At 36.3% G+C, this 19,318-nt stretch carries 18 protein-coding genes; 9 read left to right on the top strand and 9 right to left on the bottom strand.

The features are described 5' to 3' along the window. Positions 1-86: 86 nt before the first annotated feature. Positions 87-1,328: a hypothetical protein gene (locus tag WC614_02240; protein ID MFA5031814.1), complete on the top strand. Its 1,242-nt coding sequence runs from the start codon at positions 87-89 to the stop codon at positions 1,326-1,328. 84 nt (positions 1,329-1,412) lie between these two features. On the opposite strand, the gene WC614_02235 is transcribed toward WC614_02240, so the two are convergent. The 3 genes from WC614_02235 to dnaJ all read right to left on the bottom strand — a co-directional run bounded on the left by WC614_02235 (position 1,413) and on the right by dnaJ (position 3,857). Further along, a complete protein-coding gene (locus WC614_02235) occupies positions 1,413-1,904 on the bottom strand; it encodes a T9SS type A sorting domain-containing protein (GenBank protein MFA5031813.1) in 492 nt (163 codons plus the stop codon). Between the two features lie 96 nt (positions 1,905-2,000). Beyond that, positions 2,001-2,177 (bottom strand): hypothetical protein, encoded by a 177-nt coding sequence (locus tag WC614_02230; GenBank protein MFA5031812.1) that lies wholly within the window; start codon positions 2,175-2,177, stop codon positions 2,001-2,003. 564 nt (positions 2,178-2,741) lie between these two features. Next, entirely contained in the window at positions 2,742-3,857 is a 1,116-nt protein-coding gene (gene dnaJ, locus WC614_02225) for a molecular chaperone DnaJ (protein ID MFA5031811.1), read from the bottom strand. A gap of 152 nt (positions 3,858-4,009) precedes the next feature. On the opposite strand from dnaJ, the gene WC614_02220 reads away from it, so the two are divergent. Genes WC614_02220 through WC614_02210 form a run of 3 tightly spaced genes read left to right on the top strand, consistent with a single transcriptional unit; the run spans position 4,010 to position 6,856 of the window. After that, positions 4,010-4,552 (top strand): epoxyqueuosine reductase QueH, encoded by a 543-nt coding sequence (locus WC614_02220; GenBank protein MFA5031810.1) that lies wholly within the window; start codon positions 4,010-4,012, stop codon positions 4,550-4,552. Continuing rightward, the gene (recJ, locus tag WC614_02215; protein ID MFA5031809.1) at positions 4,549-6,234 is read left to right on the top strand and encodes a single-stranded-DNA-specific exonuclease RecJ; all 1,686 of its coding nucleotides are present in this window, start codon (positions 4,549-4,551) and stop codon (positions 6,232-6,234) included. The genes WC614_02220 and recJ overlap by 4 nt, the downstream gene beginning before the upstream one ends. After that, positions 6,218-6,856, top strand: a complete 639-nt coding sequence (locus WC614_02210) for a tetratricopeptide repeat protein (GenBank protein MFA5031808.1) — start codon at positions 6,218-6,220, stop codon at positions 6,854-6,856. Before recJ ends, WC614_02210 begins: the two co-directional genes overlap by 17 nt. A gap of 469 nt (positions 6,857-7,325) precedes the next feature. Here the strand turns inward: WC614_02210 and WC614_02205 are convergent, their stop codons facing one another. The 5 genes from WC614_02205 to WC614_02185 all read right to left on the bottom strand — a co-directional run bounded on the left by WC614_02205 (position 7,326) and on the right by WC614_02185 (position 11,494). Further along, positions 7,326-7,739: an OsmC family protein gene (locus tag WC614_02205; GenBank protein ID MFA5031807.1), complete on the bottom strand. Its 414-nt coding sequence runs from the start codon at positions 7,737-7,739 to the stop codon at positions 7,326-7,328. Further along, complete coding sequence (locus tag WC614_02200) at positions 7,736-9,178, bottom strand: HD domain-containing protein (GenBank protein ID MFA5031806.1); 1,443 nt, start codon at positions 9,176-9,178, stop codon at positions 7,736-7,738. The genes WC614_02205 and WC614_02200 overlap by 4 nt, the downstream gene beginning before the upstream one ends. Before the next feature lie 97 nt (positions 9,179-9,275). Further along, positions 9,276-9,914, bottom strand: a complete 639-nt coding sequence (rplD, locus tag WC614_02195) for a 50S ribosomal protein L4 (protein ID MFA5031805.1) — start codon at positions 9,912-9,914, stop codon at positions 9,276-9,278. Between the two features lie 69 nt (positions 9,915-9,983). Continuing rightward, positions 9,984-10,949 carry a phosphoribosylformylglycinamidine cyclo-ligase gene (gene purM, locus WC614_02190; protein MFA5031804.1) on the bottom strand — a complete coding sequence of 322 codons (966 nt, stop codon included), beginning with the start codon at positions 10,947-10,949 and terminating at the stop codon, positions 9,984-9,986. After that, on the bottom strand, positions 10,946-11,494 hold the full coding sequence (locus WC614_02185; GenBank protein ID MFA5031803.1) for a Mov34/MPN/PAD-1 family protein: 549 nt from the start codon (positions 11,492-11,494) through the stop codon (positions 10,946-10,948). The genes purM and WC614_02185 overlap by 4 nt, the downstream gene beginning before the upstream one ends. 138 nt (positions 11,495-11,632) lie before the next feature. On the opposite strand from WC614_02185, the gene pilB reads away from it, so the two are divergent. The 4 genes from pilB to WC614_02165 are packed head-to-tail and all read left to right on the top strand — an operon-like array spanning position 11,633 to position 17,035. Beyond that, positions 11,633-13,330, top strand: coding sequence for a type IV-A pilus assembly ATPase PilB (pilB, locus tag WC614_02180; protein ID MFA5031802.1), 1,698 nt, complete (start codon positions 11,633-11,635; stop codon positions 13,328-13,330). Positions 13,331-13,336: 6 nt separating this feature from the next. Beyond that, a complete protein-coding gene (locus tag WC614_02175) occupies positions 13,337-14,401 on the top strand; it encodes a type IV pilus twitching motility protein PilT (protein MFA5031801.1) in 1,065 nt (354 codons plus the stop codon). A gap of 7 nt (positions 14,402-14,408) precedes the next feature. Further along, positions 14,409-15,470 (top strand): type II secretion system F family protein, encoded by a 1,062-nt coding sequence (locus WC614_02170; protein MFA5031800.1) that lies wholly within the window; start codon positions 14,409-14,411, stop codon positions 15,468-15,470. Next, entirely contained in the window at positions 15,467-17,035 is a 1,569-nt protein-coding gene (locus WC614_02165; GenBank protein ID MFA5031799.1) for an ATP-binding protein, read from the top strand. Before WC614_02170 ends, WC614_02165 begins: the two co-directional genes overlap by 4 nt. A 61-nt stretch (positions 17,036-17,096) precedes the next feature. Here the strand turns inward: WC614_02165 and WC614_02160 are convergent, their stop codons facing one another. Next, the gene (locus WC614_02160) at positions 17,097-17,744 is read right to left on the bottom strand and encodes a hypothetical protein (GenBank protein MFA5031798.1); all 648 of its coding nucleotides are present in this window, start codon (positions 17,742-17,744) and stop codon (positions 17,097-17,099) included. Positions 17,745-18,132: 388 nt separating this feature from the next. Between WC614_02160 and WC614_02155 the strand changes: the two genes are divergently transcribed. After that, positions 18,133-18,996 carry an EFR1 family ferrodoxin gene (locus tag WC614_02155; protein MFA5031797.1) on the top strand — a complete coding sequence of 288 codons (864 nt, stop codon included), beginning with the start codon at positions 18,133-18,135 and terminating at the stop codon, positions 18,994-18,996. Positions 18,997-19,318: the final 322 nt, after the last annotated feature.

Raw genomic sequence — 19,318 nt, 5'->3', positions numbered from 1 at the left:
TGATTTTTTGTTTTCTGCGGTGAAGTATTTTTCTATTTTTTTTAGAATCCTTTTCTCTATTCCTGCATCTAATAATTTGAAAAACTATGAAAAATAAAAAGAAACCTAACATTCCTGACTACAAAGCAATAAAAACCGGCTGGGCAAGACTGGATGAAAAAACCCAAAAGAAACTGAGTGCAATGGGAATTCATGCCCGTACCCCCGGCAGGTTGATTACCGCAAAAGGTTCTATTGATGGTACCCTCTCTGCCTTTGGAACTGTTTGGGGAAAGATAGGTATGACCGGGGATAAGGCACAAAAAGCAATGGGCTTTACGCCAAAAGAAGGAGCAAAAGGAGTCTTGCTGTCAAGACGCAGATACGTTGATAAAAACGGAAAAGTCAAATCAGGAATTTTTGCCACAAGCCTGATGTCTTTTAGCGGAATTCCAACAAAAGGAGTGAAATGTAGACAGGAGCGAATGAGGGTAATTGGTAAAATACTTTCCAACCATCTGCGTGATATAATTTACCCTATCTGGGACCCTCTTGTCAAAAATAGAAACAAGTTCCCCTGGGACGGATGCCGCTACTTTGCAAGCGTAAATAATATAAATGTCGGAACTTCTCTTAACTGGAAAAAACTTCAAATATCCGCCGGTCCTGTAAGCCTTCCTAAATGTATATGCGCTAATAGATACGATGTTGAAAAAAAAGAGATACACATATCCATTCCGCGAACTGTCGGACGTATACCAATAACAATCAACCAAATGGGTATCGGAATATTTGACAGGATAACTGAAGACTTCCTTCATATATCACCGGAATGGCTGAATCAGGAAATAGAACAAAAACTCAAAGCTTCCGGACTTACAACGGAACATTTAAGAAGGCTTCCGAAAAATTCCGTTATAGAACCGTTGAGATTCCAATGGGAGTTGAAGAATATAAGACCACTTGAAGAAAAAAAGATGCCGAGAAATCAGCCGGATGATAAATCAGAAGGCCCTAAAAAAAGAAAAATAAGATGGACTAAAATCCCGCCGGAACCGCCGCCGGATAAGTCCAGACACAAACCAATAATCTTGCCAAACTCAGGAATGTCTATTTGTGCCAATTTAAGCAGGTGGATGCGAAGAGAACATTTGCGGTTTTATATTTACAATTACTACAAGAGAATTTCGCCCGTGACAAAGAAACCCGAATATAGTCCTTCACTTTGCAGAAGAATGGAAACCTTCCTGCCCGGCGAAACTAAAGATACGATAGACGGCGAACATGGCATCTCCATCATCATCGAAATCATAGAATACGATACAAAAGAACATATCCTGACAAGGTAGGGGAGAATCTCTATTTTGCTAATATTCTATAAAAGAAAAGGGCGATGTTTCCATCGCCCTTCCTTTGTTTGAAATAAATATCAGTTACTTAAACATTACTACTTTTCCCGTTAAATTCACAGTACCATTATTAAATCTGCAAAAATACATTCCTACAGGAACTTCTCTGCCGTTGTTATCTTTCCTGTCCCATTTTATAGTAGCATTAGGAGCTAAAGAAAAAGACCTTACTACTCTTCCGGTTAAGTCTTGAATCTGTAAGTCTCCGACAGTTTTCACTCCTTTAACACTAATCATCATAACAACCTTAAATGGATTAGGAGATAATACTAATGTAGGGTTTTGTATTGTTGAAACTGCATTATTTTCTTCTACTGCAATTACGCATGAATCTATCCAGTCTTTGATTTGTGATTCACAATATCCGTATAACCCGTGATATACCTTCCCGTTTGGTTTAACAACATAATTTACAGGGAGAGTCCCACATATATTATATTGATCAAATACAGAACTTGAGGCATCCTCCAGAAAAAGAGCACTGTTGCCTCTTGCATACTGTTTTGCTATGTCCATATTTTCTGCTATATTAATTGCAAGTACCCTTAACTTGGATGTTCCGTATTGGTCTTGTATAACTGCCAACCTTGGCAGTTCTGTTGTGCATGTTCCTCATGTGGAACGCCAGAAATTAAGCCAAACTGTTTTACCATAAAACTCGGAAAGCGAATGGCTAACACTGTTAGTGTCTGGAAGTGTGAATGCTGGAGCTGTTTGTCCTGCAGTTGGGTATGCAAAACACGATGATGCCATAATCATCATGTATCCTATCAAAACAAATCTTTTCATCCTACCTCCTTTTTCTATTTTGTCTTTAATATACTTTATTCTTAATTGTAATTATATGAACATATTTTTCTTTTTTGGCAAGTAAAAAATTGAAAATTTTAAGTTAACCCCTGTCAATCTTTTTGATACAAAGATTTATAGTGAAAACTTTTCTCTGTGTATTCTATAGTTTATATTTCTTATTTTTAGTGTTTTCGTGCTTTCGTGGCAAATCTCTGGTGTTCAACCTTTTTGTTTTTTATTCGTTACAATAATTACCATTGGTTACTATATTTACAATATATTGACATAATACCCCAAAACCACTATATATAGGAAAAAGCAAATATTTGTTAAAAAAAAGTGGTTTTTGAATTGCTCATTAATCAAGCTTTTTGAGGATGAAAATTAAAAAAATGCCAAAAATTCAATTTAAATAAAAAGAGATGATAGAAATATATCGAATTACAGAAAAAAGAGCTTAAATCAAATTTTTTACAATCTGTTTTGTGAAGAAACCTTTATTGAAAGGTTTTATGGATTATTGTGTAAGGGGCAAGGGTAATTATTTTTTTATAGCCCGGCTTAAATCAAATTATTTAACTCTTTAATCTTTTGTTCTGCTTCTCTTGATAGGCTTTTCGGGGTATCTATATAGACTTCTACCAGTTCATCGCCTCTTCCATAACCATTTAAGACCGGCATTCCTTTGCCGTGCAGTCTGAAAACTTTTCCCGTAGGTGTTCCTCTGGGGATAGTCAACAAAACCTTGCCATCTATGATTGGGACTTCAATGCTTCCACCAAGAGTAGCTACCGGAAAAGATATTGGTACCCGTATTATCAAATTATTGTTGTCTCTTTTTAATACGGGGTCTTCAGTCTCTTCTATTACGACAATTAAATCACCGGCGGGACCACCGTCACTTCCTGCATTTCCCTGCCCTTTCAAAACTATGTAATTTCCTTCTTTTACACCTGCGGGGATTTTAACCGATACGTTTGAAATTTTTTCCGTTTTCCCTTTGCCTTTACATTCTGCACAAATCTTTTCTACCGTTTTCCCTCTTCCACGACAGGCATTGCAGGTCGTTATGTTTACCATTTGACCAAATATAGAAGAAACGGTTCTTCTTATTTGTCCCGTCCCTTTGCACGTATTGCAGACTTTATCTCCGGTTCCGCCAAATCCTTTACATACGGGGCATGCTTCATATCTTCTGATTCGGATTTCTTTTGTTACTCCCTTGTATATTTCCTGTAAGGTCAATGTAACTCTTAGTTGAACATCCTGCCCTCTAACACCGCCTCTGCCTCTACCCATTCGCCTGCCAAAAATGTCTTCTCCTCCGGAATTAGTCTCGAACCCGCCGCCAAAAAATCCCTTGAATAGATTGCCAACTATATCATTCAGGTCTTCCTGATGTGTAAAATTATCCCATGTAAATCCACCGGGACCAAATTGGGAATCTACACCCTCATGTCCACGCATATCATAGATTTGCTTTTTGTTTGGGTCGATAAGGACTTCATACGCTTCGGAAACTTCTTTGAACTTCTCTTCCGCAGTTTTCTTATCCTTCTCGGTGTTCATATCCGGATGATACTTGCGGGCTAATTTCTTGTATGCTTCTTTTATCTGTTCCGATGTAGCATCACGGGAAATCTCAAGAATTTCGTAATAGTCTCTTTTTGTACCCATATTAAGTTAAACGACTCCTTACTTATTTGATAACATTTTTATTAAAAGGATTCAATATACTTACAATTAAATAAGATTTTGTCAAAACAAAAAATCAAAGATATCTTGACATTCTTCGTTGATATATTAATCTTTACCAATAATCACTAAATATGGTGGATAAAAAAGTATTATTACATATATGTTGTGCCCCTTGTGCTACCGTTGGAATAGAAACATTAAAAAAAGAACAGTGTGAAATAGAAGGTTACTTTTTTAACCCAAATATTTATCCTAAAGAAGAATACCAAAAAAGACTGCTATCTGCTCAAAAACTATCAAAGATACTTGATATTGGCTTGATTACAGAAGAATACAAGCCGGAAGAGTGGAAAAAAACAGTCAAAGGAATGGAAAAAGAAAAGGAAGGCGGGCAAAGATGCGCGGAATGCTTTAGGTTCAGACTGGAAGCTACCGCTAAAAAAGCCAAAGAGAAAAGTATGCCAAATTTTACAACTACACTTACCCTGTCTCCTCACAAAAATGAAAAATTAATCAACTATATCGGACAAGAAATAGGGGAGAGGTATAGTATAAATTTTCTAAAGTATGACTTCAAAAAAGATAATGGATTTCAAAAAAGTGTTACCTTATCAAAACAGTATGATATTTATAGGCAGTCATACTGTGGTTGTGAATTTGGAAAATCAATATGAAAACGAATTGGTTGTTGAAAGAAAATTTGGATTTTGGTGAGGTAACGAATATAGCTAATAGGTTGAATATAGAAAAAACGACTGCGGAGTTGGCGATGAGTAAAAATTACAGGACTCCCGACGAGATTTATAGTTTTCTTAATCCGGAACTTAGTAATCTTCATGACCCATTTTTATTTACTCAAATGGAAAGAGCAGTTGAAAGAATAGTAAGAGCGGTTAAAGCAAAAGAGAAGATTCTTATATATGGTGATTATGATGTGGACGGAACAACAGGAACTGCATTTTTATACCATATATTAAAAAAGATGGGTACTGTTTCTGATTTCTATATCCCGAATCGCGTAAGTGAAGGATATGGATTAACGGAAGCAGGAGTTGAATACTGTATGACATCTTCTGCAAGCTTAATAATAACAGTAGATTGTGGTATGGGCGCAGGGGAAAGAGTTAAGTTGTTACAGAAAAATGGAAAAGACGTAATCATTATTGACCACCATGAAGGAACCGGAGAAATATTACCGGCGGTTGCGGTGATTAATTCCAAAATTGAAAACTACCCTTTCAGAGAACTGTCGGCTTGCGGTATAGTATTTAAACTCGGACAGGCAATCTTCGAGAGAACAAAAATGGACAAAGAGGAGTTGTGGAATTATTTAGACTTAGTTGCCCTTGCAACAGTATGCGATGTAACTCCCTTAATAGATGAAAATAGGATATTCGTAAAAGAAGGGTTAAAGGTTTTATCAAAGACAAAAAATATAGGGTTGCAAAAGTTAATGGAAAAAACAAGACTCAGTGGTCAGAAGTTGAGTCCATATCAATTAGGATTTATTTTAGGTCCCCGGATAAATGCAAAAGGAAGATTGGGAGATGCCAAAGAAACCGTAAATTTGTTTACGACTCAAGATGGGGAAGAGGCATCTAAAATTGGACAGGCATTAGAAAATGAAAACAACGAAAGGCAAAAAATACAAAAACAAATCATCCAGGAAGCAGAACAGGAAATTAAGGACGTTTCCGAAGTTATCATAATTGCAAAAGAAGGATGGCACCCCGGAGTAATAGGTATCGCCGCCTCCAAACTTGCGGATAAATTCTATAGACCGACAATGCTTATCGCATTAAATGGAGATATAGGCAGAGGATCGGCAAGATCAATACCAGAATTTAATATTTATGAAGCCCTGTCTAAATGTAAAGAACTTTTCTCCGCTTTTGGGGGACATAAAGCTGCTGCAGGATTTACCATAAAAAAAGAAAATATTCCCCTTCTTAAAGATAGAATAATAGAAAGAACTAACATTAAAGTTTTAGTAAAAGATTTGATACCTAAGATTATAATAGATAAGAAGTTAAGTATCCAATCTATAAGTGAAAAATTGGTTAATGAATTAGAAAAGATAGAACCTTTTGGATGTGGAAATTCGAAACCGATGTTTGTAAGTACTGGACTTCAGGTGATAGGATATCCGAGAATTGTTGGTAATAACCATATAAAATTTAAGGTTAGAGGCGATAATAAAATGGGGGAGGTGATAGGTTTTGGATTGAAGGAAATGTTAATGGGAACCGGGGAGTACATAGATTTGGTTTATGAATTAAAAAGAGAAAACCGGGGTGCAAACTCCAAGATAATGCTTTATGCAAAGGACATAGACAAAAATGGCAAAAGATCATAGAAAAATAACAAAGAAGGACTTAAAAAAGGACAAGTTTGTAGAAGAAGGAATGATGTTTGCAAAATGGATGTATAAACACAAAAACGCTGCACAGTATATAATAATTGGGGCAGTAATTGTTGTAGCAGTAGGAGTCTATTTCTACTGGACGGGACAAACCAAAAACAACAGGGCAAAAGAAGCATATACTACTGCTCTTATTGAATATAACAAAGGAAATATCGAAGGCGCATTAACAAATTTTGAAGACATATCTAAGTTATATGGCAAAACACAATATGGAATAAATGCCGGTTACTGGTTGGCAAACATCTATTACCTTGAAGGAAAATATAAAGAATCACAGGAAGCTTACGAAACTTACATTAAAAAAGGAAAAGATGAATTACTTATCCAATCTTCTCAACTCGGAATCGCGGATTCCTATCTCCAAACTGGTGATAATTTGAAAGCTGCACAAAAATACGAAGAATTCAACTCTAAATACCCGAAATCATTACTAACTCCAAAGGCCATATCCAACGCCATCAAATGCTACAAGCTTCTTGGCAACACAGAACGCATAAACACACTAACCACAACCCTTAACAAAAACTTCCCAAATTCACAATACACCTTATAAAACCACCTTCTGATAATAAACCTTATGTAAACCAACTGAAAATACTAATGTTTATTAGGTGTGTGGATTGAGACAACGTGGAGTAGGTTTTGTCTTAATCCTCCCCCATTTTAAAAAAAATAGGTATAATTTGTGTGTATTTAGGTGTATAAAAAACCTCCTTTTTTGAAAGAATTGAAAGAGTTGGAAAACTTCGATATTTTTCTCTTAGAAAGTTTTTCATTTTTGATTTAAAAGAAAAGCAAGTTTTGTGACAAACTTGCTTAAAATGTTTTAAATTTATCCGTAGGTATTCTTTTAAATTTCTTTTCTCTTTCTATTCGACAGTTTTTGTTTACTATTTTTATATAATTATTATTTTGAAATAAGGAGATTTGAATATTGATTGTGTTTTGCTGGTTCAAAAAAGGGGCAATTTTCTCCTGTAGATAGGAAGTTTTAGGTATGCAAGGAGGTGTTCTTTTGCTATCTACTGCTCACTATCCAATATTTGGTATTCATAAGTTATCTCCGCTACCGATTTTAACATGTTCGAAACCGAGCAGTACTTATCAATCGATAAGTCTATTGCATTCTTTACTTTGTCCGGGGGCAAATCTCCATACAGCTTGTATATGAGTCTTATCTTTTTGTATATCTTGGGGTGCTCTTCTGATTTTTCTCCCTGGACTACTATTTCAAATTTACTGAATTCAAGCTGCATCTTCTTTAATATGGAAACAATATCCATGCCGGTACATCCTGTCAGGGCGGCAAGCAATAGTTCCATTGGCGTTGCCCCTGCCCCATTTTCTTTTAATGTATCCATAACTACCTTATTCCCGGAACTAGTCATAGCAACAAACTCCATATCTTTTATAAAGGTAGTTTTAATTTCTGTCATTTTTGCCTCCAGTTTTTTCTAACAAAATCTATTGCCTGTTTACGTGTAGATAATTCATTGCCTATTTGTTCCTCTTCTATGGTCTGTAAAATCTTTTTGAATAAAGGTCCCGGCTTATACCCCATCCTGATTAAATCGTTACCGGTTAATAATCTTTTGAACTTAGGCTGTTGCATTCTTTCCCATATCTCTATACTCCTGTCGATTAATCTTAACAGCCCTGCCCTACCCCTATTACCGGATGCCATTGCATCCGCATAAGCCAACAGCAATATCAAAATAGAATCCCCCCCCCCATCCCTTATAAACCTTAATATGGCTTTGTTTGTCGGCATTTTCTCTTCCCCTAACAAATGAGGCCTCATATGAAACTCAATAAGATTAGACAAACTCCGAAAATCAGAGTTGCTCAACTTTAATCTTTCACGGATACCCTCAAGTAACCGCACACCTTTTCTCTCGTGACCATAAAAATGCACCCTATTTAATTTATCCTTACTATAACAATATGGCTTACCAATATCGTGAAGTAATCCAGCAAATTTAAGTATATGTATTTTGTTAAAGGCATATTTTTGAAAATCGTGGGTTGCTATGTCGATTTTTTTTATGGTTAAAAGTGAGTGGTCTAATAAATTTCCTGTCGGTTTGTATTGGGGAGTGGTTGTCAATTTCTTTAGTTCCGGGATTATGACCTGTAAAATTTCTTTTTTTGCCATAAAGCGCAGTGTTTCGTATGCTTTTTGGGAATTTAGGATGCTAAAAAGTTCCTGTTTTATTCTTTCGCCTGCGATATTTTTGAGTAATTTTCTGTGTTTTATCAATATTGGAGTGGTTTTCGGGGAAATATTGAAGTCCATGGTTGATTTTAGTCTAAATGCCCTCAATATTCTCAGGGGGTCATCTTTTATATTTTGCTCGGAAATAATTCTTATGGTTTTTTGATGGATGTCTTTTACACTATTAAAAATATCGAGTACTTCCATATCTGGTAATTTTGCCGAAATAGCATTTATAGTGAAATCTCGCCTCAAAAGGTCTGTGTTTATTGAGGTTATACCGCAGAAATCAAAAATAAGCTCATTATGGCCATTTTTGTATACTACCCTTACTTCGTCAATGTCTTTATCTAAAATAACGAAACTACCGTTAATTTTTTTAGCAAATCGTTTTGCAAAGCTTATGGCTGAGCCGTTTAGAGCGAAATCGAAGTCTTTTATGGTAGGTATTGTCTGTTTATTTGTTGTTTTTTTGCTATTAACTATTGATTGTTCACTATTGACTATGCTGTCTCGTATTGCTCCTCCAACCAGATATATTTCTTTCTTGGAGATGTCTTTTGTTGAAGCCTCTCCCCTATTGGTTTTTGATGTTGTTTCGGAGAGAGTTGACATCAATACTGGGATAAACTGGGTAAGTTCGGGGATGTTAATCTTCATATATGTAGGAATTACATTATTGTATTAAAAAGTCAAGCTTTTTAGGTGAATTAATAAATCAAGTGAGTTTAAATAATAGATTGCTTAGAAAACCTAACTAAGCATCTTTAGGGGAATGACTCTCAAGCAGAGAATGCAGGGTATTTAAGGAAAATACTACCGTATTTGAATTTACAATATCCAGCGTATTCAGAGATTTTAGATTTTTGAATTTAATCTTTTCAATATTCTGTCCTGCTCTGCAGAAATTCGTATCTTTTTCCGTTACTATAAAAAGTGCGGATTTTTTAATGTCCATACTTAAACTCTTTAACGCTTCTACGAATAATCTTGTCTTTGCTTCCTGCAATTCAAACTTATCAACCAACAATATTTTGTTATCTTTGGCTTTATGAGATAATGCAGAACGAAATGCAAGAGCTAGTTTTTTCTTTGGCAAACGATAATAATAACTTCTTGGATGTGGACCAAATACCGTGCCGCCGCCTCTCCATACAGGTGACCTGTTTGAACCTGAACGTGCCCATCCCGTGTGTTTTTGAGGCCATGGTTTTTTACCGCCACCACTCACTTCACCGCGTCTTAAGGTTGATGCTGTTCCCCTACGTAAATTCGCCATATACATACGAACGGCTTCGGCAATTACTTCATAGTTCGGAGTAATCCCGAATAACTCGTCGGGAAGCTTCTCTTCGCCTACCTGACTCCCCTGGATGGAATGGACTTTAATCAACATAATTTGTTAAAATAACTTAAAAACTAATTTTGTCAACTTCATTTTTTATAATTTATGTATTATTATGCTTTAATTGGTTATAATTACTTTGCTGCCTTTAATAACTTTCCCAATAACAAAGGGTTTTTCAGTTAAATTGTCAAATATGTTTTCGTTTTCCACAATAGCTATCATACCTATTCCCATATTGAATACTTTAAACATCTCTTTGGTATCCACTTTACCTTCTTTTTGTAAAAACTTGAATATAGGTGGTATTTCCCATTGGGAAGCGTCTATTTGGACTCCTATGTTTTTAGGTAAAATTCGTGGGATGTTTCCTTCAAAGCCACCACCGGTTATATGAACCAATCCTTTTATCTTATCTAAAAACGGGAATAACAAGTTCTGGTAAGGTTTATGAATTTTTAACAGCTCCTCACCGAGAGTACATCCGAATTCCCTTATTTTGGTGTTCAATGACAGTTTTTTTTCTTTTATTATTTTACGAACCAGGGAATAACCGTTTGTATGTAGGCCGTTAGATGAGAACCCAATTAGTTTGTCTCCGGGAACTATTTTTTTACCGTCTATGAACTTTCTTTTTTCAACAATTCCCGTGATAAAACCGGCAAGATCGTATTCCTTATCATTGTAAAAACCTGGCATTTCGGCAGTTTCCCCACCGAGCAACGTTATTTTATTTTTTTTGCAGGCAGATAAAAAACCTTTGATTATTTCTTTTTGTATGTCTAGGGTTAATTTTCCGGTTCCTATATAATCCATAAAATATAAGGGTTTTGCGCCTACGGTCAGGATGTCGTCTATACAATGATTGACAAGATCTTCGCCTACCGTATTGTGAATACCAAGTTCAAAAGCTATTTTTAGTTTTGTCCCGACACCGTCTACCGAACTAACGATTAGTGGTTCTTTATAGCCCTTGGGAATGGAAATTGTTCCTGCAAAACCGCCTATAGATGGGTTTAATTTTTTAATATGATTCTTAAAGCTATCTGCGAGATTTATATCTACACCTGCATCTTTATATTTCATGGTAAAAATAATCCTAATGCGCTTGGACAAATGATTTTTACTGGTTTTGATTTATAATCTTCGGGACAAGTATAAGCCCCAATATCAATTTTATATTCATTTAATGTTCCTGTTATAAAGCCATTTTCAGTGATTTTCCACGGCTCCGGCTTAACTTTATCGTTTATAGCCATAATAATGTAAACTCTACCACATTCCATATCGGCAATATCGTCGCCGGAAGGAGTAGGTTCGCCTCTTAATGTTTTCCACTGGGTATGGGAATGATAGTCTCCAATAAGACTAAGAGGAAGACATTTAAGGATTTTGTTCATTCTATCGGCAGCATTTGATTTTGGTGCCACCCAGGAATAACCTTTCATTGCAGTTTGATAAGGAATTGCATATTCAACTATGTATTTGTCTATTCCTACATGGCCAAGCAAGAGCCCAAGAGCTTCATGATGATAGACTTCAATGCAAGAAAGAACCATAGAAAGCAATGCCCTTTCTTGTATAAGAACGCTGGTTACAACGGGGTATTTAACAGAGTTAGTATCAGGCATAATTAAAGACTAAAGTTTATATATTAATTTTGAGAAGTGTCAAGAATTATGTAATTTTATCTTTGAGTAACAAAACTTAAAATTTATTTGACAAGTAAATAAACAAATAATAGTATGCTCTAATAGTTAATCTGCCTTATGATAGATAATAAAAAGTTTATTGATATAGCTTTAGCTGCCAACATAATTACAAAAGAAGCCTCAGAAAAAATCAACAGGCAACTTAGAGTAGGCGATTCTCTTGAAGATGCCGTTATTAAACAGGGCATATTATCGGAAATCGAGTTTATTAAATTTTTGAGTAAACAGCTTAAAGTCTCTTTCATCAATCTCGCAGAAGTTGATTTATCTTCTACCGTTGTTCAGCTTATCCCTTACGAGTTTGCACGGAAATCTATGGTTGTTGTTTTCAAAAAGGTAGGCAGGCTTATTGAAGTGGCAATGACTGACCCCACAGATCTGATATTAATCAATGATATTAAATTTACTACAGGTTGTGATATAGAACCGTATCTTGCAACTAAAAATCAGATTCAACAAGTAATAAATAGACACTATAAAGCAGCTGAATTCGACAAGTTAATGGAAGATATTCAGCAGGAAGAATTACAAGTATTGAAAGAAGATGTTGATGAAGAAGCAATAAATCTCGCTCAACTTCAGGCAACTATTCAGGAAACCCCCGTAGTGAAATATGTTGATTCCCTTATTACAACTGCTATCCGTAAAGGAGTGAGTGATATTCATATAGAGCCTTATGAAAAAATATTTAGAGTCAGGACAAGAGTAGATGGTATTTTATATGAAGAACCGTCTCCCCCATTCAAGTTGAAAAATGCCGTTATTTCTCGTATTAAAGTTATGGCAACATTAGACATTGCTGAACATAGAGTTCCACAAGACGGCAGAATAAAAATGCGTCTTCAGGAAAGAGAGGTTGACCTCAGGGTTTCCACATTGCCTACGATTTATGGGGAAAAAGTAGTTATGAGGGTCCTTGATAAAACAGCCCTATGTGTGGACATGGAAAATCTTGGTTTTGAAAAAGAAGACTTGGAAAAATTTTCACGTGCCATAAGTGCGCCATACGGACTTATATTGGTTACCGGTCCAACAGGTTCAGGAAAAACTACTACTCTTTATTCTGCGTTATCTCGTTTAAATACAACAGATGTCAATATTATGACGGCAGAAGACCCGGTAGAATATAACTTTGTGGGCATTAACCAGGTTCAAATGCATGAAAGTATCGGACTTACATTTGCGGCTTCTTTGAGAAGTTTTCTTCGTCAGGACCCCGATATTATAATGGTAGGTGAAATCAGGGATACCGAAACTGCAGAAATAGCTATACGAGCTGCATTAACAGGACATTTAGTGTTATCCACTTTGCATACTAATGATGCCCCTTCTGCTATCTCAAGATTAGTAGATATGGGAATGGAACCGTTTTTAATAACTTCTTCCGTAGTTATAATAATAGCTCAAAGACTTATGCGAAAAATATGTACAAAATGTAAGGAACCCGTTGAGATACCCGAGACTACTTATCAGGAAATGGGGATTCCCCCTGAGGAATATAAAAACATTATTGCTTATCATGGAAAGGGTTGTCCGGAATGTAATCAGGGATACCGTGGGAGAGCCGGCATTTATGAAGTTATGCCAATGACAAACAAGCTAAAAGATTTAACGCTTGCAAGAAGACCTACAAGCGAACTAAACGAGGCTGCAATAAAAGAAGGGATGCTTTCACTTAGAGAAGAAGCGCTACTAAAATTCAAAAAAGGAGTAACAACACTTGAAGAAGTTATAAGAGTGACGGCAAGTGTTTAAAAGATTATGATTAATGTCTTAGATTTATTAAAAGAAGCAGTAGAAAAAGGTGCTACGGATTTACATTTGACTGCCGGTATTCCGCCTGCTTTTCGTATAGACCAAAGACTTGTTCCTGCAGATTGTGAATCTTTGCTGCCTGATGTATGTAAAGACCTTATATACTCTATGCTTTCTACTGAACAGAAAGAGTTGCTTGAAAAAAATCTTGAAGTAGATTTTGCGTTTTCCCTTGAAAGTTTAGCCAGGTTTAGAGGAAATGCTTTTTACGAAAGAGGAAATATATGTTGTGCATTAAGAAGAATATCCATTGAGATACCTACTCTTAGAGAATTAGGATTGCCTTTAACAATAGATGGTTTGGTTCAGAAAAATCGTGGACTTGTTCTTGTATCAGGCCCTACAGGCTCAGGTAAATCTACAACTCTTGCTGCAATGATCGACAAAATAAATATGGAAAAACCTTGTCACATCATTACAATAGAAGACCCGATTGAATACATTCATCGACATAAAACGGCATTAATCCAGCAGCGAGAAGTTGGGCACGATACCCTCTCCTTTGCCAACGCATTGAAATATGCTCTCCGACAAGATCCTGATGTCATATTAGTAGGTGAAATGCGAGATTTGGAAACTATATCTGCGGCGCTTACGGCTGCCGAAACGGGACATCTTGTTTTTTCTACTTTACATACGGATTCCGCTACAGAATCGATAAATAGAATTATAGACGTATTCCCTCCACACCAGCAGCAGCAGGTAAGGTCCCAGATTTCCCTTACTTTAGAAGGAGTATTAGTCCAGAGGTTATTGCCTCGCGCTTCGGGGAAAGGGTTGGTTTTGGCACTTGAAGTTATGATGACAACTCCAGCGATAAGGGCTATTATAAGGGATAACAGGGTTCATGAAATTTATGGGACAATGCAAACATCCCAGAAATTCGGAATGCAAACAATGAATATGTCTCTTTATGCTTTAGTGAAAAGGGGGCTTATATCATGGTCAACTGCGCTTCTAATTTCTGCTCACCCTGAAGAATTACAAAGAATGAAAGATAAGGGAGAATAATAACTCTATGGCATACAAATTTAAAATACCCCAAAAAGTTGGTTCGAAAAACCTTATGGTTTTTACGAGACAGTTTGCGGTTATGGTTAAAGCAGGTGTGCCTATTGTAAGATCCCTTGAAATTCTTTCTGAACAGACTCCAAGCAAAGTATTCAAACAAATAATTAAAACTATAACTCATGATGTAGAAAGTGGAAGCACTTTATCAGAAGCAATGGGTAAACACAGACCTCCTTTTGACACTTTATTCATATCAATGGTAAAAGCCGGTGAAGCAGGTGGTGTTCTTGACAAGACTCTTTTAAGAGTTGCTGACCATCTTGAAAAATCCGAATCTTTGAAAGGTAAAATAAAAGGCGCTTGCACATACCCGGCCGTTATCTTTACGGTCGCAATGGCAGCTTCCGTTTTTATGTTGACTTGCATAATTCCAACTTTTGCACAGTTATTTGCCGGTTCCGGAGCTGAATTACCGGCTATAACAAGAGCGGTTATCGGATTATCTAATTTTCTTAAAAAATATTGGATTCTTATAGTACTCGTAGTTGTTGGCATTATAGTTGCAATTAATCTTTATTCAAAAACTAAACAAGGAAGATATAGAATTGATGCTTTTATACTGAATATGTTTTTATTCGGTCCGCTTATTCTTAAAGCAGCCATAGCTAGATTTTCAAGAACTTTATCCACACTTACTTCTTCAGGCGTGCCCGTTCTTGCCGGGCTCGAAATAACGGCTACTACGGCAGGGAATATGGTTATTGAAAGAGCTGTTCTTAAAGCGAGACAGAGTATATCCGAAGGTAAAACTATTTATGAACCACTGAGAGAAAGTAAGATTTTTCCTCCTCTCGTTACCGACCTTATAAGAGTTGGCGAAGAAAGTGGAAATATTGCCGAAATGTTGGAGAAAGTTGCCGATTTTTACGATGATGAAGTAGATACCGCAGTCGCTACGCTTACTTCTTTGATAGAACCGATTACGATAATTTTTCTCGGAGGCATAGTAGGCGTGCTCCTTCTGGCTATGTATATGCCAATGTTCCAGCTTGCTTCGGTTGTAAAGTGAAAACCTCTTTTACTAATCAATTCAAATGGGTTGTCTTTTTCAGACTCATTACCGTTTCAGTCATAGGCGGTCTGGCTATTTTTTTTCGTAAAAAAGCCCTTGACTTCTCAGTTGGACCACTCTGGATAATCATTGGGCTTTCTTATCTCCTTACCTTTATTCATTGGATATTCCTTAAAAAAGAAAAAATTGCACCCTTTATACTCTGGAGCAGTGTAATTATGGACGTTTTTATAGTTACTGCAATGATTCACTACACAGGTGGCATAGAAAGCGGTTTCACTTTTTTATACGCTATTCCTATTATCGCCGCAAGTATGTTCTTTTTCTTAAAAGGCGGGACTGTTATTGCCACACTTTGCTCTGCAGCTTATGGAGGATTACTTTTAATGGAATTCAACAGAGCGCTTAATAGTGTCTTGCTTTCATCCCTAACACACGACCCCGACGCATTATATTTGGATTTCTATATAAAAACCATATTTTTTTACCTTTTGGCCGCTACTTCAGGTTATCTCGGTGAAAGATTCAGACAGAAAAGTGAAGCTCTTGAACAGGTAAAACTCGATACCGATACAATATTACATAGTATCTATTCCGGACTTATAGCAATAGATTATGATGGGAACTTACTCTATAAAAATAGCAAAATAGATAAAATACTCAGGTTTACCATAAAGAAGAACATAAAAGAAATAACCGAACTTAAAGAGTGGAGTCAGAAAATATTAACCGGCGAAATATACCAGGGATTTCAGGAAATTACATTGAACTTCAGAATACTTGGCATAAATATATATCCCCTGCAGACCACGGGAGGACGCAAAAGAGGTATATTGCTTATTATCCAGGATATTACCGAAACCAAGCTGACGGAAGAATTAGCCACTATTGGAAGATTTTCGGCAAATCTTGCTCACGAAGTTCGCAACCCCATATCTGCAATATTAGGTCCGTGTGAGTTACTAAAAGAAGATAAACTTAACGAACAGGAAAAACAAAAATTGGTAACTATCATTTCAGAACAATCCCAACGACTTAATGACATAGTAACTAACTTTCTTGCATTCGCAAAACCTATAAACGTAACTTACAAACTATCCGAAATAGGACATTTAATAAAAGAAACAATCCGGTTGATAGGTTTTCCCTCTATTGAACTCAAACAGAAAAAAGAAATATGGCTTACTATTGACCCGGAACAAATGAAAATCGTATTCTCAAACCTTATTCTTAATGCTATTGACGCTATTAATGCAACTAACAATCCTACTAAACAGATAGGAATAGAAGTCCTTTCAAGCGGAGATTTTTATTCTTTATTCGGGGAACAAAAAGTTGTCCCTGCAAAAGAAATAGTAATAAATGTCAGGGATAATGGCACAGGTCTTCCCGAAGATCAGTTAAAAAGAGTCTTTACTCCTTTTTACACGACAAAACCCGCAGGTGTAGGGCTTGGATTGTCAATCGTATCGAGGATAATAGAAAATCACAAAGGGAAAATAGAACTCAAAAGTAAACTAAACGAAGGAACCGTTTTCTCAATTACTCTCCCCTCCACGTAATTTTATTCTCTTCCCCTACTTAACTAACTTACCTTACTCAACTTACTCAACTTACTTAACCCTACTTAACTTCCTTCCATCCATATGTTGCCTTAAACTCAGGAGTTGCCTGTATGACTAGCGCATTCATTAGTTCCCCATAAGCCTTGTCCGGGTCTTTTGCGTCAAACCCAAATTCCTTTCCCCCGAATACGCTCACCTCTCCAACCTTGCTTACTGCGCTTACCGACTTGCTCCATATAGACGCGCCAGACGCGCTTTCAACCATCTCACAAGCCAATGTCGCCATCACTTTCGCCGATACGTTTGCAAAACTCCCACCCGTGAAAAGTGATACGTCCGGTTGCACATCGGATACTACTAAATTACCTTTTATTATGGTTTTTACGTTATATTTTTCTCCTATAGCCTTTAATGCTTCCGAACCAAGTTTGTCCTGTCCTACTGCTTTTAAAACGTCTTTCTCAGTTCCTAACTCTATAATTCTGACCATCCCTTGGTCGCGTCTGATATCTTGCATAAATCTTTTCGTTGTGTACGAACCAAGATTCCCTTTATTGACGTTCTTGAATTCAATAATTCCAACTATTTCACATTGTTTTAAGTCAATAGTAGGTGGATACGTTACCCTTTCTCTTTTTGGAAAAGTAACACAGGACATAGTTAAAACCATTAAGAAAATTGAACCAACAGTTAATGCTTTTTTCATTTTCCCCCCTTTATTAAATGCTAACTTAAACCTATTCCCCTCCCCTGTCAAGTATTCTGTATAATAATTTTTCCCTCCCCATGCCCTGTGTTCTATTTTTGGGGTTTATTTGAAATTCGGACTTGGGGCTTGATTTGAAATTTGAGTTTTGAAATTTGGATTTCTATCACTCTCCTATTTTTCTCTGTGCCCCAACTCTCTGTTCTGTTATCTGCGTTAATCAACTAAATTATATCTATTTTTTTCTTTTCGTTGGAACTCTAAATTTTCTGTTTTTATGTTAATCCTGTTTATCTGCGATCATCTGCGTGCAAAAACTTTTTCTGTTGTCTGTTTTTTTCTTGACAACCCTACTATAAATGGCAATTTATACCATACATATATTAAAATGCCATCTATATCAATTATATATTTTTCAGGGACAGGTAATACCGAATTTGTTGCTAATCTCTTATCCCAAAACTTAAGCAAGACATATACTGTTGATGTCTTCAAAGTTGAAGAGATTCTCAAACAAAAACTAAAATACGAACCCGGCAAATACGATATCATCGGAATCGGATACCCCATTTACGGGTTCAACGCTCCCTTGATTATATATGATTTTGTTAATTCGTTAAATGTATCTGACAAAAAGAAGGTTTTTCTTTTTTCTACCTGCGCAGGCCCCACATACTTAAATGACGTTGCCTCCTATAGGTTGAAACAAAAATTAACCCGAAAAGGATATCACGTATTTTATGAAAGACAGTTTTATATGCCACCGAATATTGGCACTAAATACGAAGACGAAGTCAATAAACAACTCTGTAATGCGGTTATCCCAAAGACAGAAAAAATGGCAGAAGATATTAAACTAAATAAAGAAAACGTAAGAAAAGATGGGTTTATTCCAAATTTATTCAAGTGGATATTGATTTCTGAGAAATGGTGGTGGTGGGCTCTTGCAAAAGATTTCAAAACTTTAAAATCCTGCAACCTTTGCCAAAAATGTATCCAATCCTGCCCTCGAAATAATATATACATAAAGAACAATCATATTAAGTTCAAATGGAATTGTATCGCCTGTTATAGGTGTGTATATGGTTGCCCGAATAAAGCAATTGCCGGGAGATTATATAATTTTGCCATCTTAAAAGACGGGTATGATATACGAAAAATAACAGAAAACGACCAGCTTAAAGGAAATTATATCACCGGCGAAACAAAAGGTTATTATAAAATCCTCATCAAATACCTTACCGAAGATTAATTTCTTTTCTACCTGACTTTCTTGTCCTTTGTTATTTATTTGGAGTGCAACAACGATGTTGTTGCATTATCTGTTCGTAGGGGCGAATATCAAAGATCCCGCTCAGGCGGTGGAGCATTCGCCCGTTTTGTTTCTACCTGACTTTCCTGTCCCGCCAGCTTGCCTACCGATCTTTTTGGCAGGTCTGTTTGGAGGAAGCTGAGGGTTCTTTTTGGCTTCAGTCCTAAATGAAAAAAAGTGGGTTTGCTCCTACCATCTTATCCTCTGTCCTATTTCACTTTCTATATATTCTTTTGCTCCTCTCTAAACTATCTACAATCTC

This window comes from bacterium (genome assembly GCA_041649255.1).
Taxonomy (GTDB): domain Bacteria; phylum Hydrothermota; class UBA3073; order JACQXS01; family JAQTXJ01; genus JAQTXJ01.
This window is presented reverse-complemented; position numbering and strand designations above follow the sequence as displayed.